Raw genomic sequence first — 25,935 nt, 5'->3', positions numbered from 1 at the left:
GCACTCGCACTACCCTGGCGCCATGGCCAGTTCGAGAGCCGCCGACAGCCCGGACGACGAGCCGCGCCCCCGGCTCGACGACGAGCTCATCGGGCTCGACCCGGACGACCCGGAGACCAGGGCGTTCGCCGAGCACCTGGAGCGGATGCGGCGCGAGCGCCCCGCGTTCACCGTGGAGGGCTACCTGGAGGGCGTGTCCGAGTTCGCCGACTCCGCGAACCGGGCGGGCGGCCTGCGCAGGCAGGGCGCGGTGCTGGTGGTGCTGCTGATCCTGCTCGGGGTGGCGGTGAGCGTGTGGTTCGGCGTGGGCGAGATCCTCGCCATCTTGTTCGACTAACGTGGAGGTATGGAACCTGTCGTCGGCGCCACCCCGAAGGTGGTTCACTCCGAGCTGGAGTGGCGGGAGATCCTCACCCCGAAGGAGTACGCGGTGCTGCGCGAGGCGGGCACCGAGCCCGCCTGGACCGGTGAGTACACCGACACCAAGACCGAGGGCGTCTACACCTGCCGCGCGTGCGGCGCGGAGCTGTTCCGCAGCGACACCAAGTTCGACTCGCACTGCGGCTGGCCCTCGTTCTTCTCGCCGCTGGCCGCGGACCGGGTGATCCTGCGCGAGGACCGCGCCTACGGGATGGTCCGCACCGAAGTGCTCTGCGCCACGTGCCACAGCCACCTGGGGCACGTTTTCGAAGGTGAGGGCTACGACACCCCGACCGATCAGCGCTACTGCATCAACTCCATCAGCTTGCGCCTGGAAGAGAAGCCGGTCGGTCCAGCAGACTGAGGGCACATCCGCAGAGCGAGACCTGGGAGGGATCATGCGCTTGTTCAAGGGCACGGACGGCGAGGGCTCCGGCGGCGTCGACGGCGCCTCCAGCTCCTGAGCCGCAGGTCGGGGCAACCCTAAGGCTTGCTCAAGCACCCTTGTCGGGGTGTGGTCCATCGCACACCATTGGCTCTCGGCAGGTGGGACTCGTTCCACCAGGGGGCCACAGGGGGTGGACCGATGCAGCGACCGTGGGGGCTTTCCGGCCCGGAGTTCCTGGATCTGTACTGGATCGCGCTGGCGGTGGTGACCGCTTTCGCGCTCCTGCTCCGGGTGCGCCTGCGGGGGACGCGCGCGAGCGCCCCCGCAGGCGCGCCAGGGCTCTACGAACTGGCTTACCTGAGCGGCGGTCCGCGGCGCGCGGTCGAGACCTCGGTGGCCAGGCTGATCGACACCGGCGCGCTGCGCCTGACACGTGACAACACCGTGCAGGTGGTCGGCTCGCCCGTGCCGGCGGACCCGGTGGACCAGGCGGTGCTGGCCGACGCGGGCCGCTACCGCAAGCGCACGCTGACGCTGCTGGTGCCCTCGGTCTGCGAGCACGAGGCGGTGCGCGCACTGGCCGCACGTCTGTCCGAAGTGGACATGCTGGTGCCACCGGAGGTGGCGAAGTCCAAGCTGCGCCTCGGCGTCGCGCCGATGGCCCTGCTGCTCGTGGTGGGCGTGGCGCGCTGGGTCGGCGAACTGCTGGCCGGTGTGCCGGTCGGCTGGCTGACCCTGCTGCTGGCGCTCACCGGCGTGCTGATCGCCCTGCTGGGCAAGGCGGCTCCGCTGACCCGCACCGCGAAGGGCTCCGCGGCGGTGGCAGGCGCTCGCGCGGGCGAGTTCACCGGGGGGTGGCGGGCGACCGGCTCGACGAGCGACGCCGAGTCGGTCGCCCTGGACGGGATGAGCGCGCACTCCGACGCGGTGCTGCGCGCGAGCATGGACAAGCCCGCCTTCCCCAGCGCGGGAGGACGACGGCCGAGCAGGCGTTCGGCGGGCGCGGCGGGCTACACCTCGACGGGCATCATCCACTTCAACGACGGCGGCCACGGCGGCGGCGACGGCGGCGGCGACGGCGGCGGCAGTTGCGGGGGCGGCGGATGTGGGGGCGGCGGCACCTGACGGCACCTAGGCTGACCGCCATGTCCGACACGGTGTTCGCCCTGGCCTACGGCGCCTGCCTGCTCCTGGCGGTGGCGGCGGGCCTGTGGCTCAAGCGGGTCACCGGCACACCGCCCGCGCGGCGGCTGTCCTTCGAGGAGATCGGCTACCTCGGCGGCGGACCGGTGCGCGCGGCGGAGGTGGCGCTGGCCGGGCTGGTCGCCGACAACCGGGCGCGGGTCTCCGCCGCCGCGGTCACCGCCGTGGGCGGCCCGGACCCCGGCACGGCCACCACGCCGCTGCAGCGCGTGCTGCTGACCGCGCTGGCCCGTCCCCGCGACCTGGACGCGCTGCTGGCCGTCGCGGCCACCAGCGCACCCGCCCGGAACCTGGGCCGCGGTCTGGTCGCCGCGGGGTTGCTGGTGCCGCCGCGCGGGCGGCTGCGGCGGGCGCTGCTGGCGGTCCTGCCGCTGGCGGTGGTGGCGACGACGGGACTGGTGCGGCTGGTGCTCGCGGGCGCGGACGCCTGGGGCGTCGCGGGGCTGGCGGTGACCGGGGCGCTGGCCGTGGTGCTGCTGCTGGGTCCGCCGCCGGTGCTGACCAGGCAGGGCGCGCTCGCGCACGAGCGGGCCACCGCGGGGCTGGCGCCGGTCGACCCGGCGGAGGTCACCGCCCGGCACGGGTTCGCCCGCCCGTCCGCGTCCGAGCGGCGGCCGGAGCCCGCGCGGGCCGACACGGCGGTGTTCGACGGCGAACGGGTGGAACCGATCGACTTCCCCGGCACGTCACAGGAGCCACTGCCGCGCCGCCGCCGCGCCGTGGTCATCGAGCCGCGGCGCTGGCAGCGCCGCAACGGCTGGTTGGTGGCGGGTGGGTGGTTCGCGGGCGGGTGGCTGGCCGCGGAGTTGCTGGAAGGTGGTGGCGATGGCGATCACGTCGACTTCGGCGGGTTCGAGGTCTGAACTGCGCGTCGAGGAGCTGGCGCTGCTGGCGGGCGGCCCCGGTCGCGCGGCGGAGACCGCGCTGGTGGCCGCGCTGCGGGCGCAGGCCGTGCGGATCTCGCGCGCGGGCGTGCTGTCCGCGGTCGCGCGGGGCGCGCGGCCGGAAGGTCCCCTGCACGGCGCGGTGCTGCGCTCCGCGGGCCGCGACCTGGGCGACGCCATCGCGGCGGTCGCCGGAAGCCTGGAAACCCGCGCGCTGCGGGAGCAGCTGGTCGCGCGGGGCTACCTGACCTCGCCCGCCCGCAGGCGGACCGTCTCGGTGGTGCGGCTGCTGGCGCTGCTGCTCGCGATCGGCGCCGTGGTGGCGTCGGGCCCGGCGGACCTGCCGCTGGGCGTGACGATCCCGACCGCGCTGGCGCTGCTGCTGGTCCGGGCCCTGGTGGGGTCGCTGGGCAAGCCGCTGACCCGCTCCGGGCGGCTGGCCGTGCGCGGGCTGGTCGCGTCCGCGGTCACCTCGGACCCGGTGACGCTGGTGGCCCACCGGGGTCTGCTCGGCCGGGTGACCAAGCGGCAGCGGGTGTGGCAGGTGGTGGGCATCGAGCCCGCCGCCGCCGCGACGCTGCGCAAGCGCAAGGGCGGGAGTTCCGGCGACGGCGCCGGGTGCGGCAGCTGCGCCTCGGACAGCGGGTCCTCGTGCGGCGGCGGGTCCTCGTGCGGCAGCGGCTCGTCGTGCGGCGGCGGTGGCGGTTGCGGCGGAGGGGGCGGCGACTGATGGAGCGGCTCGGTGTGGGCATCGGCTGGCGGCCGGAGATCGACCTGACCGTGGAACGGCTGCCGGGCGTGGACTTCGTGGAGGTCGTCGCGGAGAACCTGCGCCCGGACCACCTCCCCGAGTCGGTGGTGCTGCTGCGCGAGCGCGGTGTCCCGGTGCTGCCGCACGCGGTGTCGCTGTCGCTGGGCGGGGCGGACCCGGTGGACCCGGCGCGGGTGGCGCACCTGGGCGCGCTGGCCGAGGTGCTGGACGCGCCGCTGGTCAGCGACCACGTGTGCTTCGTCCGGGCGGGCGGGCTGGACTCGGGGCACCTCATGCCGGTGCCGCGCACCCGCGAGGCGCTGGACGTGCTGGTGGCCAACGTCCGCGCCGCGCAGGCCGACCTGCCCGTGCCGCTGGCGCTGGAGAACGTGGCCGCGCTGCTGGACTGGCCCGGCGGCGAGCTGACCGAGGGGCGGTTCCTGGCCGAGCTGGTGGCGCGCACCGACTGCCTGCTGCTGGTCGACGTGGCCAACCTGCACGCCAACGCGCGCAACCTCGGCACCGACGTGGACCGGTTCCTCGACGAGATCCCGCTGGAGCGCCTGGCCTACGTCCACGTCGCGGGCGGGGTGGAGCACCAGGGCGTCTACCACGACACGCACGCCCACGCGGTGCGCCCGGAGGTGCTGGAGGTGCTCGCCCGGCTGCGCGAGCGCGTGGACCCGCCGGGTGTGCTGCTGGAGCGCGACGACGACTACCCCGCCGACGCCGAACTGGCCGCCGAGCTGGCCGCGATCCGCGCGGTGGTGGGGTGACCGGGCCGCAGCGCGACCGGTTGGCCGCGGCGCAGGCGGAGCTGCTGCGCGCGCTGCTGGCCGGTGGCGAACCCCCTGCGGGCTTCGACCGGGACCGGCTGCGGATCGAGGCCAGGGCGCTGCTGAACAAGCGGCGCGGCATCGTCGCCGCGCTGCGGCCGGACCTGGTGGAGGCGCTGGGCGAGCGGTTCCGCCCGCTGTTCGACGACTACGCCCGCGCCCACCCCCGGCGGGAGGGCACCCGGATGCGGCAGGACGCCGCCGAGTTCGCCGAGTGGGCCGCCGCTCGCGGGGAGCTGGAACCGCCGCGCAAGCGGCGCTGGTGGCAGCGGCGGGCAACCTGAGCGGCCCCCGGTCACGTCCTCGCCACATGTGGAGATCCGTTGTGCCGCTGGGACTGCTGCTGGCCACGGCGTGCGGCGCGCGCTCGGACGCGGGCGCGGTGTGCACGGGGATCGGCGTGCCGGTGGGCATCGGCGTGGACGTCGCGCTCCCGGACGTGGTCGCCGCCGAGATCGAGGTGTGCTGGGACGGCGCCTGCGTGAGGCCACCGCTGGAGCTGTTCCCGTCCAGCCGCGTGGCGGGGACGACCTGCGCGGGCACGGCCCCGGACGACGTGTGCGCCGCCCGCTCCGAGCCGTCCGGGGGCAAGCACGGGTTCGCGAGCGTGCCGGAACTGCCCGCCGAGCCGGTCGTGGTGACCCTGCGGTTGTCAGACCAATCCGGGACGCGCGTGCTGGACGAGCGGATCTCGCTGACCCCCGCGATGGTGCTGCCCAACGGTCCGGATTGCCCATCCGGTGGGCCGCAAGCCGGTGTGTCGATCACATCGGACGGCGTAACAGTTGCGCGCTGAGTAACCGGTTACTGGACTGAACCGGCCAAGAAGCGACCGACCAATCAGTGGCTGCCGCCACTGCTCCACCTGTCTAGCGTCGGTGGCGTCAAGGGCGACGTCGCTCCCGGCACTCCGCCGCGTCCGCGGGGATGCGCGCCCTCGGGCCGCGCAGCGCGGCACGCACCGGGAGGTTGATCTTGAGTCCCAGCACACGCCTGGCGGGCACGGCCGCGGCGGCCGTGCTCGTCCTGAGCGCGGCGGGCCCGCAGGTGTCCACCGCCGCGGGCCCGCCCCCGCCCCCTCGGGCGGACGGCGTCGCCCGCTCGGTCACGCTCATCACCGGCGACCGCGTCCTGCTCGACGGCGACCGGGTGCGCTCGGTGGTCGCAGGCCCCGGCCGGGACCGGGTGGTGTTCCGCAGCTTCCGCCGCGACGGGCACCTCAACGTGGTGCCGGGCGACGCGGCCCGCGCCCTGTCGCAGGGCAGGCTGGACCCGCGCCTGTTCGACGTCACCGGGCTGGTCGAGGCCGGGTACGACGACGCGCGCCGGGACACCGTGCCGCTGGTCGTCGCCGGCGACCGGGCCGACGAGGAGGTGGCCGCGGCGGGCCTGCGGACCACCCGCGACTTGCCCGCCGTGGGCGCGTACGCCGCGCAGGTGGCCAAGGACCGGGCCGCGGACGCCTGGCGCACGCTCGTGTCGAGGGCGAGCGTTCGCAAGGTGTGGCTGGACGGGGTGCGCCGGCCCAGCCTGGACCGCAGCACTGCCCAGATCGGCGCGCCCGCCGCGTGGTCGGCCGGGTACACCGGCGAGGGGGTCAAGGTCGCCGTGCTGGACAGCGGGGTGGACGGCGAGCACCCGGACCTCGCGGGCCGCGAGGCGGCACAGGCCAACTTCACCGACGAGCCGGACAACACCGACGCCGTCGGCCACGGCACGCACGTGGCCTCGATCGTGGCGGGAACGGGCGCGAAGTACCGGGGTGTCGCGCCGGACGCGCGGCTGCTCGACGGCAAGGTGTGCACGGTGGCGGGCTGCCAGGAGTCCTGGGTGCTGGCGGGCATGCAGTGGGCCGCCGACCAGGGCGCGGACGTGGTCAACCTCAGCCTGGGCGGCACCGACACGCCGGAGACCGACCCGCTGGAGGAGGCGGTCGCCACGCTGTCCGCGAGCAGCGGCACGCTCTTCGTGATCGCCGCGGGCAACTCCTCGCGCCCCGGCACGATCAACTCCCCCGGCAGCGCCGACGCCGCGCTGACCGTGGGCGCGGTGGACCGGCAGGAGGGCATCGCGCCCTTCTCCAGCCGTGGCCCGCGCGTAGGCGACGGGGCCGTCAAGCCCGACATCACCGCGCCGGGCGTGGCCATCGCCGCGGCCAAGGCGAGCAAGGGCTTCCTCGGCGACCCGGTGGACGACAGGCACGTGTCGATGTCCGGCACCTCCATGGCCACCCCGCACGTCGCGGGCGCGGCGGCGCTGCTGGCCCAGCAACACCCCGACTGGACCGGCGCGCGGATCAAGGCCGCGCTGGTCGCCTCGGCCAGGAACAACCCCGCCCTGACCGCGTTCGACCAGGGCGCGGGCCGGGTGGACCTGGCCAAGGCCATCACCCAGACCGTCACCAGCGAGCCCGCCAGCCTCGCCATGGGGCTGCAGAAGTGGCCGCACACCGACGACGTCCCGGTGACCAGGACCGTGGTGTACCGCAACACCGGCAGCGCGGCCGTGGCGCTGACCGTGACCACCGACGTGAAGGGGCCGGACGGGGCCGCCGCGCCCAGCGGCCTGATCACCGCCTCCCCCGCCAAGGTCACCGTGCCCGCGGGCGGGCAGGCGTCGGTGACCGTCACCGCCGACACCCGGCGGGGCTCGCTGGACGGCCTCTACGTCGGCTCGGTGGTGGCCACCGGCGGTCCGACCGCGCTGCGCACCGCGATCAGCGTCAACCGCGAGGTGGAGAGCTACGACGTGGCGTTCTCGTTCGTCGACGCCAACGGCGCGCCCGCCAGTGACTACTACGCCTCGGTCATCGGGCTGGACAACGACGTCTTCGCCTTCCCCTACGACGAGGACGGCGCGTTCACCATGCGCCTGCCCAAGGGCGACTACTTCGCCAACGCCGACGTGACGACCGGGGACCAGAAGCTGGCGCTGCTGCCCCGGCCAGCGCTGTCGGTCACCGCCGACACCACGGTCACCGTGGACGCGCGCACCGCCAGGCCGCTGCGCATCACCGCGCCCGACCCTGCCGCGCAGGAGGCCCTGGGCGACATCACCATCGTGCGCAGGCACGGCGACCGGCTGGCCAGCTTCAGCACCGCGTTCCTCGGCGGCTTCGGCCAGGACATCTCCATCGCGCACTCCGGCCCGGAGCTGGCCACCGAGGAGATGACGGTGCTGCTGGGCGCGCAGCTGCGCGGGACGCCGATGGGCGAGGCGCCGCTGACCTACCGGCTGTCCTGGACCCAGCACGGCAGGCTGCCCACCGGCTTCGAGCGCTCGGTGACCCGCGCCGACCTGGCCGAGGTGCGCACCCGGTTCGGCGCGGCACCGGCCGACGGGAAGCGCGGCCTCGGCGGCAACCCGATCACCCCGGACGGCATCGGCGGCTGGGCGTGGATGCCCGACGTCGCCGCGCCGGGTGAGGCGGTCGACCTGGTCACCGTCGACGGCCTGAGCTGGAGCTGGGGCTTCCTGCAGTTCACCCCGTCCGGGGCGGTCGAGGCGTCGCTGACCTCGCCGGAGCGGACCTACGGCAGGGGCACCAGCAGCGCGCAGCGGTTCAACGACCCGGTGTTCTCCCCCGCGCTGCCCCGCTCGCGCTCGCCGCAGGTCGCCCGCTCGGGCGACCGGATCAGCGTGGCCGTGCCGCTGTTCGCCGACGGCGCGGGCAACGGCGGCAGCACCAACGCCACCTCCGCGCGCACCGCGCTGTGGCGCGACGGCGTGCTGGTGGGCGAGACCGCCAACGGCGGCAACGGCCTGTTCGACGTGCCCGGCGGGGCCGCGGACTTCCGGTTGGAGACCTCGGCGGTCCGCGCGCCGGGGATCTCGGAGTTCAGCGCCGAGGTGCGGTCGAGCTGGACGTTCGGCTCGGACACCGTGCCCCAGGGCGAGTTCCGGCCGCTGCCGCTGTCGGTGGTGCGGTTCGCCCCGGTGCTCGACGAGCGCGGCGCGGCCCCGGTCGGGCCGCTGGAGGTGCCGCTGGTGGTGCAGCAGCTGGCGGGTGCGGGACAGCTGGGCCGGATCGACGTCGAGGCGTCCTTCGACGACGGCCGGACCTGGCGCGCGGTGCCGGTGTCCGACGGGGTCGCGCGGGTGGACAACCCGGCCGCCGGGTTCGCGTCGCTGCGGGTCAAGGCCGTGGACAGCGCGGGCAACGCGCTGGAGCACACCGTGGTCCGGGCTTATCGGATCGGCTGAGCGGGGACGGGGGCGTCCGGTCGGTCCGGGCGCCCCTGCCCGAACAGGGCTCACTGCGGGTGATTAACCGTTGGCCTGTTCGAGAGGGGAACTACCACCGAAGAGCCGCTGCCCTCCCCCTTGCGGGTGACTAGCTTCGAGGTGCTGGGGGGCTTCACCACTTCCGGTACACCGCCGCCACCGTGGGGGGCACGACGCCTTCCGGCCGCGCGCGTCCAGCGCGCAACCACCGGACTGGAGGTGTCTGTGTTGGGTTCCAGAGCACCAAGGCGCGGGCTCGCCCTGGCAGCGGCGACGATTGCGGCCGGGTTGGTCGCGGCGGGCGGGCAGGCGTTCGCCGCTCCCGAGACCCCCGCGCCGAGGACGGGCGGACCGAGCGTCGCGGTCACCCTGATCACCGGCGACCGGGTGATCCTCGACGGCGACCGCCCCGGCTCGCTGATCGGCGGTCCCGGCCGGGAGAAGACCGTCTTCCACACGTTCCACCGCGACGGCCACCTGCACGTGGTCCCGCGCGACGCCGTGCCCCGGCTCGCCGAGGGCAGGCTGGACCCGCGCCTGTTCGACGTCACCGGGCTGGTCGAGGCCGGGTACGACGACGCGCGCCGCGACACCGTGCCGCTGGTGGTGACCCGCGAGGGCGACCAGCCGCTGCGCGCCTCGGTGCTGACCGCCACCCGCGAGCTGCCCGCCGTGCGGGCGGTGGCGGGCCGGGTCGCCAAGTCCGGCGCCACCGCCGCCTACCGGGCGCTGCTCGACGATCCGGGGGTGCGCAAGATCTGGCTCGACGGCCTGCGGCAGCCCACCCTCGACCGCAGCACTGCCCAGATCGGCGCGCCCGCCGCGTGGTCGGCCGGGTACACCGGCGAGGGGGTCAAGGTCGCCGTGCTGGACACCGGCGTGGACGGCGAGCACCCCGACCTCGCGGGCCGGGAGATCGCCGAGCGGAACTTCACCGACGACCCGGACGCCGTCGACGCCGTGGGCCACGGCACGCACGTCGCCGCGACCATCGCGAGCGTGGACGCCAAGTACCGGGGCGTCGCGCCGGGGGCCCAGCTGCTGGACGGCAAGGTCTGCATCGACGCGGGCTGCGCCGAGTCGTGGATCCTGGCCGGGATGCAGTGGGCCGCCGACCAGGGCGCGGATGTGGTCAACCTCAGCCTCGGCGGCGGCGACACGCCGCAGATCGACCCGCTGGAGGAGGCGGTGAACACGCTGTCGGCCACCACCGGCGCGCTGTTCGTCATCGCGGCGGGCAACTCCGGCGGCCCCCGGACCGTCGGCTCGCCGGGCAGCGCCGACGCCGCGCTGACCGTGGGCGCGGTGGACCGCCAGGACGGCATCGCGCCCTTCTCCAGCCGTGGCCCGCGCGTGGGCGACGGGGCCGTCAAGCCCGACATCACCGCGCCCGGCGTGGCCATCGCCGCCGCCAAGGCGAGCAAGGGCACCATCGGCGACCCGGTGGACGACAGGCACGTCTCGATGTCCGGCACCTCCATGGCCACCCCGCACGTCGCGGGCGCAGCGGCGCTGCTGGCCCAGCAGCACCCCGACTGGACCGGCGCGCGGATCAAGGCCGCGCTGATGGCTTCCGCCAAGCGCAACCCCGCCCTGACCGAGTTCGACCAGGGCGCGGGCCGGGTGGACCTGGCCAAGGCCATCACCCAGACCGTCACCAGCGAACCGGCCAACCTCGCCATGGGCAGCCAGAGCTGGCCGCACACCGACGACGCGCCGGTGGCCAAGGAGCTGACCTACCGCAACGCGGGCGTCGAGCCGGTGACCCTGGAGCTGTCGGTCGACGTCAAGGGCCCCAACGGCGAGCCCGCCCCGGCGGGCATGTTCACCGTGACGCCCACCCGGCTCACCGTGCCCGCGGGCGGCACGGCCACCACCACCGTCACGGCGGACACCAGGGCGGGCTCCCTCGACGGCACGTTCGGCGGGGCGCTCGTCGCCTCGGCGGGCTCGTCGGCGGTGCGCACGCCGATCAGCGTCGACCGCGAGGTGGAGAGCTACGACGTCACCTTCAACCACCTCGACGCGAGGGGCGAGCTCACCGGCAACTCCGCCACCATGCTCATCAGGCTGGCCGACTTCCGCTTCGTCCCCCTGTCCGAGCCGGACGGCAGCTCGACGGTGCGACTGCCCGTGGGCGACTACTACGCGGCCTCCGACATCACCACCGACGAGAGCGACCTCGCCCTGGTGTACCGGCCGAAGTTCCGGATCACCGACGGCACCCCGGTGAACCTGGACGCGCGCGAGGCCAAGCCGCTCAAGGTCAGCGCGCCCGACCCGGCCGCCACGGCCCTGCTGGGCGACATCGAGCTGGGCCTGAAGCACCAGGGTCGGAGCTACGGCTTCAGCACCGCCTTCCTCGACGGCTTCTACGAGCGGATGTCCCTGGGGCACAGCGGTCCCGAGCTGCCCGCCGACGAGCTGGCCGTCCTGATCGGCACGCAGCTGCGGGGCACCCCCGTGGCCGACAGCCCGGTGCACTACCGGTTCGCCTGGTTGTGGCACGGCAAGGTGCCCACCGGCTTCGAACGCGCGCCCGCGCGGTCCGAACTGGCCGAGGTGCGCACCCGGTTCGGCGGCGGTGGCGATGGCAAGCAGCACGGGTACGGCGCCAACCCGTCCGTCGAGGGCCTCGCCAGCTGGAGCGTGCTGCCCAGGGTGCCCGCACCCGGTTCGGCGATCGACTACCTGACCTCGGACGTCAAGTGGAACTGGACGCTGATGCAGAGCAGCCCGCAGGGCGTCGAGGCCATGCTCGGCAACGACGGCCGCGCCTACCAGGCGGGCCGCTCGTACCAGGAGGACTTCAACAGCCCCGTCTTCGGCCCCGCCATGCCCGAGTCGTCCTACCCGTACCTGTCCAGGCTCGGCGACGAGGTCCGGCTCTCGCTGCCGCTGTTCGGCGACGGCGCGGGCCACGTCGGGTCCTCCGCCGTCTCGTCGGCGCGAACGACCCTGCACCGCGACGGGGTGAAGGTCGGCGAGACCACCTCCCCCGGCAACGGCCGGTTCGAGGTGCCCGCCGGTCGGGCCGGGTTCACGGTGGAGACCACCGCCGAGCGCACCCCCGGCGTCTCGGAGTTCAGCACGCGGGTCAGCGGCAGCTGGACGTTCCGCTCCGACACCGTGCCCGGTGAGCAGGCGCGGACGCTGCCGATGACGGTGGTCCGGTTCGCGCCGGAGCTGGACGAGGCGGGCGCGGCCCCGGTGGGCCGGGTGCTGCGCGTGCCGCTGGTGGTGCAGCAGGACGGCCCGGCGGGCCGGGTCGGGCGCGTCCGGGTCGAGGTGTCCTTCGACGACGGCGGGAGCTGGTCGCAGGTGCCGGTGGCGGGCCGCACCGCACTGGTGCGCAACACCGGTACGCCGGGCGAGTTCGCCTCGCTGCGGGTCAAGGGCACCGACAGCCGGGGCAACGCGTTCGAGCAGACCGTGATCCGCGCCTACAAGCTCAGCAAGATCTGACCCGCGCCCACGTCGCGAGTCGCGCGTTCCGACACCGCGAGTCGCGCGTTCGCGCACCACGAACCGAGCGTTCGGGACACCGGGTAGTGGTTACCGGCCCGCGCGGACGGCTCGGGTAGTACTTGCAGGCGCGGGGGGAGGGGCGTTCGCGATCAGCGGGCGCCCCTCCGGTACGGGGCCTGCGGCGGGTAGACGGGCTGGGTGGGGTGCTGGGGCTGGGCGGGCGGCGCGGGGGCGTGGACGACCGGCGGGGTGGCGGTGATGCCCAACCGCGTCGGGTCGACCGAGCCGTCCCGCAGCAGCGGCGCGGCCAGCTCCCGCGCCTGCTGCGCCGCCGCCGAGGACGCCTCGAACACCAGTGAGAGCAGACTCGCCGCCAGCTCCCGCCCGCTGCGCAGGGCCCGGTCGTCGATGCTCAGGTCGACCAGCTGCCCGGTGGCGGTCACCGTCGCGGTCAGCAGCCCGTCGGGGGACCGCCGGGTGACCCGCAGCCGGTCCAGCTGCCCCCGCAGCGCGTCGATCCGCACCTGCTCTTCCCTCATGGCGCCCCGATCCCCCGTGCCGCTGTGACCGGTCGAGGCTAGTGCACAGCCCCTACGGCAGGTTGGTGACCAGCTCGGCGGCGGGCACCCTGGTGCCGGTGTAGAACGGCGTCTCCTCGCGCACGTGCCTGCGCGCCTCGGTGCCGCGCAGGTGCCGCATCAGGTCCAGGATGCGGTGCAGCTCGTCGGCCTCGAAGGCGAGCATCCACTCGTAGTCGCCCAGCGCGAACGAGGCCACCGTGTTGGCCCGCACGTCCGGGTAGTCCCGCGCCTCTTTGCCGTGGTCGGCAAGCATCTTGCGACGCTCCTCCTCCGGCAGCAGGTACCACTCGTAGGAGCGCACGAACGGGTAGACGCAGACGTACTTGCGCGCCTCCTCGCCCGCCAGGAACGCCGGGATGTGGCTGCGGTTGAACTCGGCCGGGCGGTGCAGCGCGACCTGGCTCCACACCGGGGTGGACGCGCGGCCCACGGCGGTGCGCCGGAAGCCGGTGTAGGCGGCCTGGACCTGCTCGATCTCCTCGGCGTGCCACCAGATCATGTAGTCCGCGTCGGCGCGCAGGCCCGCCACGTCGTACACGCCGCGCACCACCACGCCCTTGGCCTCCAGGCCGTCGAGGTACTCCTGGGCCTCGGTGGCGGCCGGGCCGCGGTCCTCGGGGAGCCTGCCCGGCTCGACCCGGAACACCGACCACATGGTGTAGCGGATGGTGTCGTTCAACTCGGTGTAGTTCAGGCGGGACATGCCCTCATCTTCCTCTCATCTCACCCGGCTGAAGACGTGTGCCGCCACACGTGCCGCGGCCTTGTCGGCGGTGGCGACGCAGGCCGGGATGCCCACGCCGTGCAGCGCTGCGCCCGCCACGGCCAGGCCGGGGACCTGCTCGACGGCCCGCTCGACGCCCGCCACCAGGTCCAGGTGCCCGACCCCGTACTGCGGCAGTCCCCCGCCCCAGCGGGTCACCACGGCGTCCACCGGCGGCGCGGTGACACCGGTCAGCTCGGCCAGGTCGGCCCGGACCGCGGCCACCAGCTCCTCGTCGGAGCGTCGCAGCGACTCCACCTCGCCGTGCCTGCCGACCGAGCCGCGCACCAGGACCGGCTCGTCGCCGCCCAGGTGCGCCCACTTGCGGCTGGAGAAGGTGAACGCCTTGGCGGTGAACGGGGTGCCGTCGGCGTGCCGCTCGTGCTCGGCAAGCAGCACGCCGGAGCGCTCCGGCAGCGCCGTGCCCGGCGGCAGGGCCAGCGCGACCACCGCCATCGACGCGAGTTCGACCTCGGCGTACCGGGCGGCGGCGAGCGGGGCGATCCCGTCCAGCAGCTTGCGGGCCGATGGCGCGGGCACGGCGAGCACCACGGCGTCGGCCTCCAGCGCGGTGGGCGCGGCGGCGGAGCCGATCTCCAGCCGCCAGCCGCGCGCCGTGCGGGTCAGCGCGCGCACCGGCTGGCCAAGGACCAGCTCCGCGGCGGCGACCTCGGCCAGCCGGTCGACCAGCGTGGACAGGCCGCCGCGCAGGGTGCCGAACACGGGCGGGCGGGCGGCGCCCGGCGGGGGCGGTGCGGGCAGCGCGCGGGCGGCGGCGGCCAGCAGCGAGCCCGCGCCCGCGTCCAGCTCGCCCGCCAGCCGCGGCATGGTGGCGCGCAGCCCCAGCGACGCGGTGCGGCCCGCGTAGACGCCGCCCAGCAGCGGGTCGACCAGCCGGTCGGCCACCTCGGGGCCGAAGCGCTCGCGCAGCAGCGCGCCGACCGCCACGTCCGCGCCGTCCAGCCGGATCGGCGGCAGCTCCGGCTCGGCGGCCACCCGGCGCAGGCCGTCCTCGGACAGCACCGCGCGCACCGCCTCCGCCGAGGCGGGCACGCCCAGCACGGTGCCCGAGGGCACCGGTCGGATCTCACCGCCCGCGCGGATCGAGGCCGCCACGCCGGTCGGGTGCACCAGCTCGTCGGTCAGCCCCAGTTCGGCGACCAGGTCGGCGGCTTCCGGGCGGCGGTGCAGGAACGCCTCCGCGCCCACGTCGCAGGCCCGGCCGCCGACCCGCGCGGTGCGCAGCTTGCCGCCGAGCCGGTCGGCCTGCTCCAGCACGGTGATGCGGGCGTCGGGGCCGAGCAGGCGGCGCAGCCGGTGCGCGGCGGCCAGGCCGGAGACTCCGCCCCCGACCACCGCGACGTGCGGTCGGCTCATCGCTGCCGGTGCACCATCTCGACCGCCTTGGTGATCACGTCCGGATCGGTGTCCGGCAGCACCCCGTGGCCGAGGTTGAAGATGTGGCCCGCCGCGGCGCGGCCCTCCGCCACGATGCGGTCGATCTCGCGCTCCAGCACCGGCAGCCCGGCGAACAGCAGCGCCGGGTCGAGGTTGCCCTGCACGACCGGCGGGGGCAGGTCCGGTGCGGCGTCCCGCAGCCTGCGCACGGCCACGTCCAGCGGGGTGCGCCAGTCGACGCCGACCACGTCCGCGCCCGCCTCGCGCATGGCGGGCAGCAGCTCACCGGTGCCCACGCCGAAGTGGATGCGCGGCACGCCCTCGACCGAGCCCAGCACCCGCCGGGAGTGCGGCAGCACGAACTCGCGGTAGTCGCGCTCGGACAGCGCGCCCGCCCACGAGTCGAACAGCTGCACCGCCGACACGCCCGCGGCGACCTGCACCCGCAGGAACTCGGCGGTGATGTCGGCGATCCGGCCCAGCAGCGCGTGCCACAGCTCCGGGTCGGCGTGCATGAGCGCCTTGGTGCGCTCGTGGTGCCTGCTGGGGCCGCCCTCGACCAGGTAGGAGGCCAGGGTGAACGGGGCGCCCGCGAACCCGATCAGCGGCACGCCGCCCAGCTCGTCCAGCAGCAGCCCGATCGCGTCGACCACCGGCTGGACCTGCTCGGCGTGCAGCTCGGGCAGCGCGGCCACGTCGGCGGCGGTGGTGATCGGCTTGGCCACCACCGGGCCGGTGCCCGGCACGATGTCCAGGTCGACCCCGGCGGCCTTGAGCGGCACCACGATGTCGGAGAACAGGATGGCGCCGTCCACGTCGTGCCTGCGGACCGGCTGCATGGTGATCTCGCGGACCATCTCCGGGTCGAAGCAGGCGTCGAGCATGGCGGTGCCCGCGCGCAGCTTCCGGTACTCCGGCAGCGAGCGGCCCGCCTGGCGCATGAACCAGACCGGCGTGCGGGATGGGGTGCCGCCGCGGGCGGCGACCAGCAGCGGAGCTGCGTCCAGGGCGGGGTTCGGCTTGTCGCTCATCTCCCCCTCATGGTCCCACGGGCCGGGAAAGCCGTGCCGCGCGGTCCGGCGTGGCTTGCCCGCGCGGCGGGGCCGTGGGGCCTAGAGTCGGTCCGTGACCGGAGCCGCGGGGGAGCCCGAACAGTTCCGGCGGGCGGTGGCGACCCTGAAGTCGGTGCGAACCCGACCAGAGGTGGAGCTGACCGAGGTGCGCCCGCCGCAGCGGCTGGCGCCGTGGGCCTTCGCCCTGACCGCGGAGGTGACCGGCCCTGCCGACGAGCTGTCCACCGGGCGGCTGGTGCTGCTGCACGACCCCGACGGGGTGGAGGCGTGGGGCGGGGTGTTCCGGCTGGTCGCCTACGTCCGGGTGGAGCTGGACCCGGAGCTGGCCGCCGACCCGCTGCTGCCCGAGGTGGGCTGGAGCTGGCTGACCGAGGCGCTGGAGCAGTCCGGGGCGCGGTTCACCGCGCTGGGCGGCACCGTGACGCAGACCTCCTCGGCCCGCTTCGGCGACATCGCGGGGCCTGCCCGCACCGACGACCTGGAGCTGCGCGCGTCGTGGACCGCCGAGGACGCCGAGCTGGCCGCCCACGGCACCGCCTTCTACGACCTCATGGCCACCGCCATCGGCCTCCCCCCGGTCGGCGTCACCACCCTGCGCTGACCACCCCACCCGCGTCGGCAAGTACTACCCGACGAGCGCACGGGGGCCGCTAACTACCACCCGAGGTGCGCGAACGCGCGGTTCGGGGTGTCCGGAGGCTCGATTCGCGGGGGTGGTCAGGCGTCGGCATCCCGGAGGACGCGCAGGATGTTGCCGCCCGCCAGCTTGGCGCAGTCGTCCTCGCTCCAGCCGCGGTCCAGCAGCTCGCCGAACAGCGCCGGGTAGCAGGACACGTCCTCCAGCCCGCGCGGCTGCGCCCGCACGCCGTCGTAGTCCCCGCCGATCCCGATGTGGTCCACCCCGGCGACCTCGCGCGCGTGCTCCAAGTGGGCGACGACGTCCTCGACGGTCACCTCGGGGGTGGGCACGCGCTGGACGTAGGAGCGGATGAACCGCTCCCGGACGGCCAGGTCGTTGTGGTTCTGCCCGGCTTCCTCCATGGCCTCGCGCAGGCCCGCGTCCCACTCGGCGAACCGCTGGGAGACGAACTGCGGCACGAAGGTGATCATGCACACGCCGCCGTTCGCCGCCAGCGAGGCCAGCACGTCGTCGGGCACGTTGCGCGGGTGGTCGGCCACGGCGCGGCAGGAGGAGTGGCTGAAGATGGCCGGGCGATCGCCGACCTCCAGCGCGTCCCGCATGGTGGACGGGGCCACGTGGGAGAGGTCGACCAGCATCCCGATCCGGTTCATCTCGCGCACGACCTCGCGGCCGAAGTCGGTCAGCCCGCCGTGCACCGGCTCGTCGGTGGCCGAGTCCGCCCACGGGGTGTTCTCGTTGTGGGTCAGCGTCATGTAGCGCACGCCCAACCTGCGCAGCGCCCGCAGCACCCCGAGCGAGGAGTTGATCGAGTGGCCGCCCTCGGCGCCGATGAGGGACGCCACGCGGCCCGCCGCGAACGCGGCCTCGGCCTCGTCGGCGGTCGTGGCCAGCGCCAGGTGGTCGGGGTGGCGGGCGGCGATCGCACGGACCAGTTCGACCTGCTCCAGCACGGCGGTGACCGCTGCGTCGCCCGCGAGCGCGCACGGGACCCACACGGACCAGAACTGCATCCCCAACCGGCCCTCGCGGACCCGCACGAGGTCGGTCTGCAGCGCGGGTTGACGGGTGGTCAGGTCGACCTCGGCGGCCGCGGAGAAGACGTCGACCGACGTTGACTTTTCACCGAATTGCTCCGCGCCGTCGGGGGACACCAGGGCGCGCAGCGCCCACGGCAGGTCGTTGTGCCCGTCGACGAGCGGGGCCCGTGCCAGCAGTTCCGCCGCGCGGGCTCGCCCCTGGGTGCTCGCCACAGGCAACTCCTCTGTGTCGTTGCGAGAAGGACTCGCGTTACGGACCCTGACGGTTTGTCAGCCGATCGTGTGACATCGGGGCCCAACGGTGACAACTCATTCGGGATAGATACCCGATTGATCGTCCCGTAGACCCGCTTGGGCGGCTACGCTGCCCCAGACGACACCACTTTCGGTCGATCAGTGGCGCGGCTGATTGGACGAAAGTCCCGGTGCCGGTCGGGGGGCACGACCGACTCCAGGGAGGTAGTGACGTGGCTGCCGTCGGCTTAGGTCAGGCCGTTCGTACCACGCCAGCCGGCTCGTTGCCGGCGAACATGGTCCCGCACCCGCGGGAGGAGCTTTTTTCGGTGTTGGTGGTCGACGACCACCCGCTGCTGAGGGAGGCGATATCGGCTCGGCTCACCCAGATGGGAGCCGGGACAGTGCATGAGGCGGCTTCGGTCGCGGAAGCTCGGGCGCGGGCTCTCGCCACCGGACCGTGCGACCTCGCGATCCTCGATCTGGGTCTGCCGGATGGCACCGGCATCGACCTGGTCACGGAACTCCGTGCCCAGGGCTGGCCCCGCATCGTGGTCCTCGCGTCCTCCGACGACCCCTACGCGGTCAGGTCGGCCTTCCAAGCGGGCGCCCAGGCGTACCTGCTGAAGTCCGCCTCGCCGATGGTGGTCACCGACGGGGTGCGCAGGGTCCTCGACGGCGGCGTCTACGCAGATCCCAGCGTCGCCCCCGTGCTCGCCGCGGGGACGAGGGTGCCGGGCACCGACAACACGCCGCGGGAGCTGTCCGCGCGTGAGGTCGAGGTCCTCCAGCTGGTCGCCGATGGCCAGAGCAACAAGGAGATCGGCGAAGCGCTCAGCCTGTCCGCGCTGACGGTGAAGTCTCACCTCTCGCGGATCGGCCGCAAGCTGGGCACCGGGGACCGGGCGCAGATGGTGGCGCTGGCCATGCGCGCCGGCGTGATCCGCTGAGCAGGTCGGCACACTGAACCGGCCGAACACACCCGCGAGTGGTGCGTTCGTCGTAGGGTCATCCGCCGTGGACGTACCCGCCGACGAGCCAACCGAACCAACCGGAGCTGATCCGGTGCCGCTGACGGAACCCGCTGACGGGGTTCCGCCGGTGGTGGCCGACGCCTCGGCACTCCGGCGAGCCGCGAGCGCGCTCGCCGGAGCCGAGGGTCCGGTCGCGGTGGACACCGAGCGAGCCTCGGGCTACCGCTACTCGCAACGCGCTTACCTGGTGCAACTGCGCAGGCAAGGCGCCGGGACCTGGCTGGTTGACCCGATCGCCCTCGGCGGTCGGCTCGACCCGCTGGTCGAAGCGCTGGACGGGACCGAGTGGGTGCTGCACGCGGCGTCGCAAGACCTGCCGTGCCTCGCCGAACTCGGTCTGCGTCCGAGCGCGTTGTTCGACACCGAGCTGGCGGGCAGGCTGGCCGGGTTCGAACGGGTGGCTCTGGGCACGCTCGTGGAGCGCTTGCTCGGCTATCGGTTGGAGAAGGGGCACGGCGCGGCCGACTGGTCGCGCCGCCCCCTTCCCGCCGACTGGCTGAACTACGCCGCGCTCGACGTGGAGCTGCTGGTGGAGCTGCGCGACGTGCTGGAGCAGGAGCTCAAGCGCCAGGGCAAGCTGGCGTGGGCGCTGGAGGAGTTCGAGGCCGCCCGCACCGCTCCCCTGCCGCGCCCTCGCTCCGAGCCGTGGCGCCGCACCTCGGGCATCCACCGCATCCGCAACCCGCGGCAGCTGGCCGCGGTGCGGTCGCTGTGGGAGGCCAGGGACGCGATCGCGCGCGAGCGCGACATCGCGCCCGGTCGCGTGCTGCCCGACAGCGCGCTGGTCGAGGCAGCCGTGCGCAACCCGGCCGACGAGGCCGCGCTGCTGGCGCTGCCGGTCTTCCGGGGCCGGGCGCAGCGTCGCGTGGTGGGCGTCTGGCTGGGCGCCCTGCAGCGGGCCGCCGCGCTCCCTCGCAGCGAACTGCCCGAGACCTCGCAGCCGCACGACGGGCCGCCGCCCGCGAACCGCTGGGCCGACAAGGACCCGGCCGCCGCGGCCCGCCTGACCGCCGCTCGCGCGGCGCTGACCGCCGTGGCGCAGGCGCACACGCTGCCGGTGGAGAACCTGCTGCTGCCGGATCTGGTCCGGCGCACCTGCTGGCAGCCGCCCGCGGACACCTCGCCCGAGGGCGTGGCCGCGGCGCTGCGCGAGGGTGGCGCCCGCGACTGGCAGGTCCAGCTCACCGCCGAGGTCCTGAGCGGGGCGTTGACCTCGGATTCCTGATCGCACCCGCGTCCGGACGCGCGGTGGGTTCCGGCCGCGCGTCCGGGCGTGGGATCACCGCGCCCCGTCGTCCCCGGACTGCCCCGTACGGCGTTCGGACACCGCTTGCCTCGCCATCCGGCGCACCAGGGCCAGGGCCGTGTCCCCCAGCACGGTGCCGACCGCGACGCCTTCGAGCACCTCTTCCCTGGTTCCCGCGCCCAGAGTGAACACGTAGTCCAGGTCCCGCTCGGCCACCCGGTCGCACGCGTCGGCGTAGTCGTCCAGCAGGTCCGCGAAGCGGTCGTGCCCCACCTCGCGCGCGGTCGTCAGCACGCCGACCAGCGCCTGGAACGCGGGCGAGTCGGGTGCGCAGGAGTACCCCCGGCGGGCGACGAACTCGGTCGCCTGCTCGCGGGCCACCTCGTCCTCCCGCGACTGGACCGGGAACTCGGGCGTCACCGCGGCCTCGACCGTGCCCAGCGCCTTGTGCATCGACCCCTCGGGGTCGTCCAGCGCGCCCAGCACCTCCCGCACCGCGGCGATCGACAGCCCGCCGACCTCGACCATCGCCCGCACCAGCCGCAGCCTGCGCACGTGCCCCTCGCCGTAGCGGGCCTGGTTCGGGCTGGTCAGCTCGCCCGCGGGCAGCAGCCCTTCCCGCAGGTAGTACTTGATCGTCGGCACCGGAACGCCGCTGCGACGGCTCAACTCCGCGATGCGCACGCAATCCCCTTCCCGAGGAAGCACTCAATGTGGATACTGTAGCTATCCGATAGTAGAAAGTGCCGCTATCCAATGTAAGGGGACACCATGACCCGCCTCCTCCACCTGCACCGGCCACTGGTGCTGTTCTCCCTGCTCATGGCCGCCATGATCCCGGTGTCGCTGGTCGGCCTGGCGGTCGACGACCGGGTGCTGGCCGGGTCGCCGATCTGGCTCAAGCCGCTCAAGTTCTTCATCTCGCTCGTGCTGTACGGGCTCACGCTGGCCTGGGTGCTGAAGTTCACCACGCGGTGGCGCAAGCTCACCTGGTGGGCGGGCACGGTGCTGGCCGTGGGCGGCACCGTCGAGATGGTGGCCATCGTGGGCCAGGTGGTGCGCGGCAGGCAGAGCCACTTCAACGTCGCCACCTCGTTCGACGCCGCCGTGTTCGCCGTCATGGCCGTCACCATCACCGTGGTGTGGGCCATGCACGCGATCATCTCCGCGTCGCTGCTGCTGACCCGCTTCACCGACCGCGTCGCCGGGTGGGCGGTCCGGCTGGGCATGGCCATCTCCCTGGTCGGCCTGGCGCTGGGCGCCCTGATGACCCGCCCCAAGCCCGGTCAGAACCCGGCCGACGGCATCGTCGGCGCGCACAGCGTCGGGGTGCCCGACGGCGGCCCGCAAATGGCGGTGACCGGTTGGAGCACCACGGGCGGCGACCTGCGCATCCCCCACTTCGTGGGCATCCACGCGCTGCAGGTGCTGCCGCTGGTGGTCATGCTGCTCGGTTCGCGGGCCACGGTGCGCGCGGTGTGGGCCGCCGCCACCGGGTACGGGGGGCTGACCGCGCTGGTGACCTGGCAGGCCCTGCGCGGCCAACCGCTGCTCCAGCCGGACGCGCTGACGCTGGCGGGCCTGGCGGCGGTGCTGCTGGCCACGGCCGTCGTGGCGTGGGCGCCCACCCGGAGGACGACCGGGACCGCCCGGACCGAGAAGGCGGTGCAGCCCGCGTGACCGGATTCCTGTTCGGGATCACCTTCTGGCTGACCGTGCCGTTCTGGGGGCTGATGATCTTCGCGCCGCGCTGGCGCTGGACGCCCCGCGTCGTCTCCTCGCCGCTGATCGCCGTGCCACCGCTGGTCGTCTACACGGCGCTGGTCGTGGGCCACCTCCCGCAGCTGTGGTCGACCATGAGCGCCCCGGACCTGACCACGCTGCGGGAGTTCACGACCACGCCGTGGGGCGCCTCGGCGGTGTGGGCGCAGGTGATCGCGTGGGACCTGCTCATCGGCGCTTGGATGTACCGGGAGAGCAGGCGGCTGGGCCTGCACCCGCTGCTGATGGGGCCGCTGCTGGTGTTCACGATCATCCTCTCGCCGTTCGGCTTCGCGGTGTTCCTGGCCATCCGGGCGGCGTGTGACGCACCCGACAGGGCGACCACTGTGGTTACCGAGGAGTAACGAGGGCTAGAGTTGTGTTACCGACCGGTAGGGAGTCGCGCCCCCCGGTCGCTGGATTCGTCACCACAAGTGGAGGAGACGCCGTGGCCGCACCCGTAGCGCCGGCACGCGTTCGAAACGTGGTCTTCGTGGACGGCGTGCGCACGCCGTTCGGCAAGGCCGGTCCCAAGGGCATCTTCGCGGAGACCCGCGCCGACGACCTCGTGGTCAAGGTGATCCGCGAGCTGCTGCGGCGCCACCCGGAGCTGCCGCCGGAGCGCGTGGACGAGGTGGCCATCGCGGCCACCACGCAGACCGGCGACCAGGGCCTGACCATCGGCCGCACCGCCGCGCTGCTGGCGGGCCTGCCCAAGTCGGTCCCCGGCTACGCCATCGACCGCATGTGCGCGGGCGCGATGACCGCGGTGACGACCTCGGCCAGCGGCATCGCCTTCGGCGCCTACGACGTGGTGATCGCGGGCGGCGTCGAGCACATGGGCCGCCACCCGATGGGCGAGGGCGTCGACCCCAACCCCCGGTTCCTGTCGGACAAGATCGTCGACCCGTCCGCGCTGGTGATGGGCTCCACGGCGGAGAACCTGCACGACCGGTTCCCGGCCATCACCAAGCAGCGCACCGACGCCTACGCGGCGGCGTCGCAGGCCAAGTACGCCGACGCGGTCAAGAACGGCAAGATCGGCCCGGAGCTGGTGCCGGTGGCCACCCGCTCGGCCGAGCACGGCTGGGGCCTGGCCACCGCCGACGAGCCGCCGCGCCCCGGCACCACGGTCGAGGACCTGGCCAAGCTCAAGACGCCGTTCCGCCCGCACGGCCGGGTCACCGCGGGCAACGCCGCGGGCCTCAACGACGGCGCGACCGGCTGCATCCTGGCCGAGGAGGAGACCGCCCGCGAGCTGGGCCTGCCCATCGGCATGCGGCTGGTGGGCTACTCCTTCCTGGGCGTCGAGCCCGAGGTCATGGGCGTGGGCCCGGTGCCCGCCACGGAGAAGGCCCTCAAGCGCGCGGGCCTGACCATCGACGACATCGGCCTGTTCGAGATCAACGAGGCCTTCGCCGTGCAGGTCCTGGCGTTCCTGGACCACTTCGGCATCGCCGACGACGACCCCAGGGTCAACCCGTGGGGCGGCGCGATCGCCACCGGCCACCCGCTGGCCTCCTCCGGCGTGCGGCTGATGACCCAGCTGTCCCGGCAGTTCGCCGAGCGCCCCGACGTGCGCTACGGCATCACCACCATGTGCATCGGCATCGGCATGGGCGGCACCGTGATCTGGGAGAACCCGAACTGGACGGGAGAGGCGAAGTGACCGCGTTGACCCCCGAGGAGGCCAAGGCCCTCTTCCCCGACGAGGTCGTGACGCACGCGAAGACCCGGCTGATCACCGTGCCGGGCCTGACCGCGCCGGTCGCGCTGATCACCCTCGACAACGGCCACGACCACACCCGCCCGTCCACCTTCGGCCCGCAGGGCCTGGTGAGCCTGGGCCGGGCCTTCGACGAGGCGGCCGCGGCCTCCCCCGCGGCCATCGCGGTGACCGGCAAGCCGTTCGTCTTCGCCGTGGGCGCGGACCTGACCGCCGTGGAGGGCGCGAGCTCCCGCGAGCAGGCCGAGACCATCGGCAGGCTCGGCCACGACGTGTTCCGCAAGTTCACCGAGTCGTCGATCCCGACCTTCGCCTTCGTCAACGGCGCGGTCATGGGCGGCGGCCTCGAACTGGCGCTGTCGTGCCACTACCGCACGCTGGCCGCCAACGCGGCGGCCATCGCGCTGCCCGAGGTGTTCCTGGGCCTGTTCCCCGGCTGGGGCGGCACGCAGCTGCTGCCCAACCTGATCGGCGCGAACGACGCGGTCACCGTGATCTTCGAGAACGCGCTGAACCAGAACAAGATGCTCAACCCCAAGAAGGCGTTGGAGCTGGGCATCGCCGACGTGCTGTTCGACTCCGCCGACTACCTGGAGCAGTCGCTGCTGTGGCTGTCCTCGGTGGTGCGCGGCGAGATCACCCCGGCGCGCAAGGAGATCGACCGCGGCGAGGGCTGGGACGCCGCCGTGGCGCGGGCCAAGGCGATCGTGCACGGCCGCACCAAGGGTGCCGCCCCCGGCGCCCTCAAGGCGCTGGAGCTGCTGGAGCTGGCGCGCGAGAACGACCTCGACCGCGGCTACGAGGCCGAGACCCAGGCGCTGGCCGACGTGGTCATGACCGACGAGCTGCGGGCGGGCCTGTACTCGTTCAACCTGGTGCAGAAGCGGGCCAAGCGGCCGGCGGGCGCGCCGGACAAGTCGCTGGCCCGCAAGGTCACCAAGGTCGGCATCGTCGGCGCGGGCCTGATGGCCTCGCAGATGGCGCTGCTGTTCGCGCGGCGGCTGGAGGTGCCGGTGGTGCTCACCGACATCGACCAGGCGCGGGTGGACAAGGGCGTCGGCTACGTCCACGGCGAGATCGACAAGCTGCTGGGCAAGGGCCGGGTGTCGCCGGACAAGGCCAACCGCCTCAAGGCGCTGGTGTCCGGGTCGCTGGACAAGGCCGCGTTCGCCGACGCGGACTTCGTCATCGAGGCCGTGTTCGAGGACCTGAAGGTCAAGCAGCAGGTGTTCGCCGAGGTCGAGGAGCACGTCTCGGCCGAGGCGGTGCTGGCCACCAACACCTCGTCGCTGTCGATCACCGACATGGCCTCGGGCCTGAAGCACCCCGAGCGCGTGGTGGGCTTCCACTTCTTCAACCCGGTGGCGGTCATGCCGCTGCTGGAGATCGTGCGCGCCGAGCAGACCGACGACGCCACCCTGGCCACCGCGTTCGCGGTCGGCAAGCAGCTGAAGAAGTCCAGCGTGCTGGTCAAGGACGCGCCCGCGTTCGTGGTCAACCGGCTGCTCACCCGGTTCATGGGCGAGGTGGTCAAGTCCATCGACGAGGGCACCCCGTTCGAGGTGGCGGACAAGGCCACCGAGTCGCTGGGCCTGCCGATGAGCCCGCTGGTGCTGCTGCAGCTGGTCGGCCCGGCGGTGGCGCTGCACGTGGCGCAGACCATGCACGGCGCGTTCCCGGACCGCTTCGGCGTCAGCGAGAACATGGCCGCGTTCGTCAAGGCGGGCAAGACCGCCGTCTGGCAGTGGGACGCGCAGGGCAACCAGACCGTGGACCCCGAGGTCCAGGCGCTCTGGCAGTTCGGCGACAAGCCGCTGACCGGTGAAGAGGTCAAGGCCCGCGCCCTGGAGGCGCTGGCCGAGGAGATCCGGATCATGCTCGACGAGGGCGTGGTCGCCGAGGCGCAGGACATCGACCTGTGCATGATCCTGGGCGCGGGCTGGCCGTTCTGGCTGGGCGGCATCACCCCGTACCTGGACCGCTCGGGCATCTCCGAGAAGGTCACCGGCAAGCGGTTCCTGGCTCCCGGAGTCGCCTCCGTCCCGGCCTGACCCCCGCTCGTCCGCACGCGCCCGGTCCCCTCGCGGGGGCCGGGCGCGTTGCTGTGGCCACTCACGCGGTACGGCCGATCGGGTCAGGGCGAGCCAACGGACGACAACCGCCGCTCACCGCGCGCAACGCCGCGACGACGACCGCTCCGCACCGCGTTCACCGGTTGCTGCGGCGGGGTCACGCACTCGCGCAGAGGAGTGAGGGAGCGCTCCC

23 protein-coding genes are annotated in these 25,935 nt (G+C 74.0%); 17 read left to right on the top strand and 6 right to left on the bottom strand.

The features are described from left to right. Positions 1 to 22 precede the first annotated feature (22 nt). From JOF41_RS04010 to JOF41_RS03965, 10 genes are all read left to right on the top strand, one after another. Positions 23 to 337 (top strand): hypothetical protein, encoded by a 315-nt coding sequence (locus JOF41_RS04010; protein WP_189226056.1) that lies wholly within the window; start codon positions 23 to 25, stop codon positions 335 to 337. 9 nt (positions 338 to 346) lie between these two features. Then, the gene (msrB, locus tag JOF41_RS04005) at positions 347 to 784 is read left to right on the top strand and encodes a peptide-methionine (R)-S-oxide reductase MsrB (protein ID WP_189226057.1); all 438 of its coding nucleotides are present in this window, start codon (positions 347 to 349) and stop codon (positions 782 to 784) included. Positions 785 to 1,006: 222 nt separating this feature from the next. Then, on the top strand, positions 1,007 to 1,933 hold the full coding sequence (locus tag JOF41_RS04000; RefSeq protein WP_209616206.1) for a TIGR04222 domain-containing membrane protein: 927 nt from the start codon (positions 1,007 to 1,009) through the stop codon (positions 1,931 to 1,933). 20 nt (positions 1,934 to 1,953) lie between these two features. Continuing rightward, the gene (locus JOF41_RS03995) at positions 1,954 to 2,874 is read left to right on the top strand and encodes a TIGR04222 domain-containing membrane protein (RefSeq protein WP_209616203.1); all 921 of its coding nucleotides are present in this window, start codon (positions 1,954 to 1,956) and stop codon (positions 2,872 to 2,874) included. After that, entirely contained in the window at positions 2,837 to 3,625 is a 789-nt protein-coding gene (locus tag JOF41_RS03990) for a TIGR04222 domain-containing membrane protein (RefSeq protein ID WP_209616200.1), read from the top strand. Before JOF41_RS03995 ends, JOF41_RS03990 begins: the two co-directional genes overlap by 38 nt. Further along, positions 3,625 to 4,422 carry an MbnB/TglH/ChrH family RiPP precursor modification enzyme gene (locus JOF41_RS03985; protein WP_189226061.1) on the top strand — a complete coding sequence of 266 codons (798 nt, stop codon included), beginning with the start codon at positions 3,625 to 3,627 and terminating at the stop codon, positions 4,420 to 4,422. Before JOF41_RS03990 ends, JOF41_RS03985 begins: the two co-directional genes overlap by 1 nt. After that, positions 4,419 to 4,766 (top strand): SCO6045 C-terminal-like domain-containing protein, encoded by a 348-nt coding sequence (locus JOF41_RS03980; protein WP_209616197.1) that lies wholly within the window; start codon positions 4,419 to 4,421, stop codon positions 4,764 to 4,766. Before JOF41_RS03985 ends, JOF41_RS03980 begins: the two co-directional genes overlap by 4 nt. Positions 4,767 to 4,792: 26 nt before the next feature. Beyond that, positions 4,793 to 5,278, top strand: coding sequence for a hypothetical protein (locus JOF41_RS03975; protein WP_209616195.1), 486 nt, complete (start codon positions 4,793 to 4,795; stop codon positions 5,276 to 5,278). Positions 5,279 to 5,457: 179 nt separating this feature from the next. Then, on the top strand, positions 5,458 to 8,685 hold the full coding sequence (locus tag JOF41_RS03970; protein WP_244989501.1) for a S8 family serine peptidase: 3,228 nt from the start codon (positions 5,458 to 5,460) through the stop codon (positions 8,683 to 8,685). 249 nt (positions 8,686 to 8,934) lie between these two features. Next, on the top strand, positions 8,935 to 12,171 hold the full coding sequence (locus JOF41_RS03965) for a S8 family serine peptidase (protein ID WP_244989500.1): 3,237 nt from the start codon (positions 8,935 to 8,937) through the stop codon (positions 12,169 to 12,171). 152 nt (positions 12,172 to 12,323) lie between these two features. Here the strand turns inward: JOF41_RS03965 and JOF41_RS03960 are convergent, their stop codons facing one another. Genes JOF41_RS03960 through hemE form a run of 4 tightly spaced genes read right to left on the bottom strand, consistent with a single transcriptional unit; the run spans position 12,324 to position 15,947 of the window. Beyond that, the gene (locus tag JOF41_RS03960; protein WP_189226064.1) at positions 12,324 to 12,713 is read right to left on the bottom strand and encodes a YbaB/EbfC family nucleoid-associated protein; all 390 of its coding nucleotides are present in this window, start codon (positions 12,711 to 12,713) and stop codon (positions 12,324 to 12,326) included. A 52-nt stretch (positions 12,714 to 12,765) separates the two neighbouring features. Then, positions 12,766 to 13,458, bottom strand: a complete 693-nt coding sequence (hemQ, locus tag JOF41_RS03955) for a hydrogen peroxide-dependent heme synthase (protein WP_189226065.1) — start codon at positions 13,456 to 13,458, stop codon at positions 12,766 to 12,768. Between the two features lie 15 nt (positions 13,459 to 13,473). Further along, positions 13,474 to 14,895, bottom strand: coding sequence for a protoporphyrinogen oxidase (hemG, locus tag JOF41_RS03950; RefSeq protein ID WP_189226066.1), 1,422 nt, complete (start codon positions 14,893 to 14,895; stop codon positions 13,474 to 13,476). Next, entirely contained in the window at positions 14,892 to 15,947 is a 1,056-nt protein-coding gene (hemE, locus tag JOF41_RS03945) for a uroporphyrinogen decarboxylase (protein ID WP_189226067.1), read from the bottom strand. The genes hemG and hemE overlap by 4 nt, the downstream gene beginning before the upstream one ends. Positions 15,948 to 16,041: 94 nt before the next feature. On the opposite strand from hemE, the gene JOF41_RS03940 reads away from it, so the two are divergent. Beyond that, positions 16,042 to 16,590 carry a DUF3000 domain-containing protein gene (locus JOF41_RS03940; RefSeq protein WP_189226068.1) on the top strand — a complete coding sequence of 183 codons (549 nt, stop codon included), beginning with the start codon at positions 16,042 to 16,044 and terminating at the stop codon, positions 16,588 to 16,590. A 116-nt stretch (positions 16,591 to 16,706) separates the two neighbouring features. Here JOF41_RS03940 and JOF41_RS03935 read toward each other — a convergent pair whose 3' ends face one another. Then, positions 16,707 to 17,888: a dipeptidase gene (locus JOF41_RS03935; protein WP_372448468.1), complete on the bottom strand. Its 1,182-nt coding sequence runs from the start codon at positions 17,886 to 17,888 to the stop codon at positions 16,707 to 16,709. Positions 17,889 to 18,136: 248 nt separating this feature from the next. Here JOF41_RS03935 and JOF41_RS03930 point away from each other — a divergent pair, with 248 nt between their 5' ends. Together JOF41_RS03930 and JOF41_RS03925 are read left to right on the top strand one after the other, a co-directional pair. After that, positions 18,137 to 18,853 carry a response regulator gene (locus JOF41_RS03930; RefSeq protein WP_015099292.1) on the top strand — a complete coding sequence of 239 codons (717 nt, stop codon included), beginning with the start codon at positions 18,137 to 18,139 and terminating at the stop codon, positions 18,851 to 18,853. A gap of 67 nt (positions 18,854 to 18,920) precedes the next feature. Further along, positions 18,921 to 20,162 (top strand): ribonuclease D, encoded by a 1,242-nt coding sequence (locus tag JOF41_RS03925; protein WP_209616189.1) that lies wholly within the window; start codon positions 18,921 to 18,923, stop codon positions 20,160 to 20,162. A 54-nt stretch (positions 20,163 to 20,216) separates the two neighbouring features. On the opposite strand, the gene JOF41_RS03920 is transcribed toward JOF41_RS03925, so the two are convergent. Further along, complete coding sequence (locus JOF41_RS03920; protein WP_189226071.1) at positions 20,217 to 20,867, bottom strand: MerR family transcriptional regulator; 651 nt, start codon at positions 20,865 to 20,867, stop codon at positions 20,217 to 20,219. A gap of 87 nt (positions 20,868 to 20,954) precedes the next feature. On the opposite strand from JOF41_RS03920, the gene JOF41_RS03915 reads away from it, so the two are divergent. The 4 genes from JOF41_RS03915 (at position 20,955) to JOF41_RS03900 (ending at position 25,721) form a co-directional block, all read left to right on the top strand. Beyond that, positions 20,955 to 21,863: a hypothetical protein gene (locus JOF41_RS03915; protein ID WP_209616187.1), complete on the top strand. Its 909-nt coding sequence runs from the start codon at positions 20,955 to 20,957 to the stop codon at positions 21,861 to 21,863. After that, a complete protein-coding gene (locus tag JOF41_RS03910; RefSeq protein ID WP_209616185.1) occupies positions 21,860 to 22,309 on the top strand; it encodes an ABA4-like family protein in 450 nt (149 codons plus the stop codon). Before JOF41_RS03915 ends, JOF41_RS03910 begins: the two co-directional genes overlap by 4 nt. Positions 22,310 to 22,392: 83 nt before the next feature. Continuing rightward, a complete protein-coding gene (locus JOF41_RS03905) occupies positions 22,393 to 23,613 on the top strand; it encodes a thiolase family protein (protein WP_189226073.1) in 1,221 nt (406 codons plus the stop codon). Next, complete coding sequence (locus tag JOF41_RS03900) at positions 23,610 to 25,721, top strand: 3-hydroxyacyl-CoA dehydrogenase NAD-binding domain-containing protein (RefSeq protein WP_209616182.1); 2,112 nt, start codon at positions 23,610 to 23,612, stop codon at positions 25,719 to 25,721. The genes JOF41_RS03905 and JOF41_RS03900 overlap by 4 nt, the downstream gene beginning before the upstream one ends. Positions 25,722 to 25,935: the final 214 nt, after the last annotated feature.

It is taken from the genome of Saccharothrix coeruleofusca (assembly GCF_017876325.1).
Lineage (GTDB): Bacteria > Actinomycetota > Actinomycetes > Mycobacteriales > Pseudonocardiaceae > Actinosynnema > Actinosynnema coeruleofuscum.
Note: the sequence above shows the minus strand (reverse complement) of the source record. Positions and strands in the feature narration are given on the sequence as shown.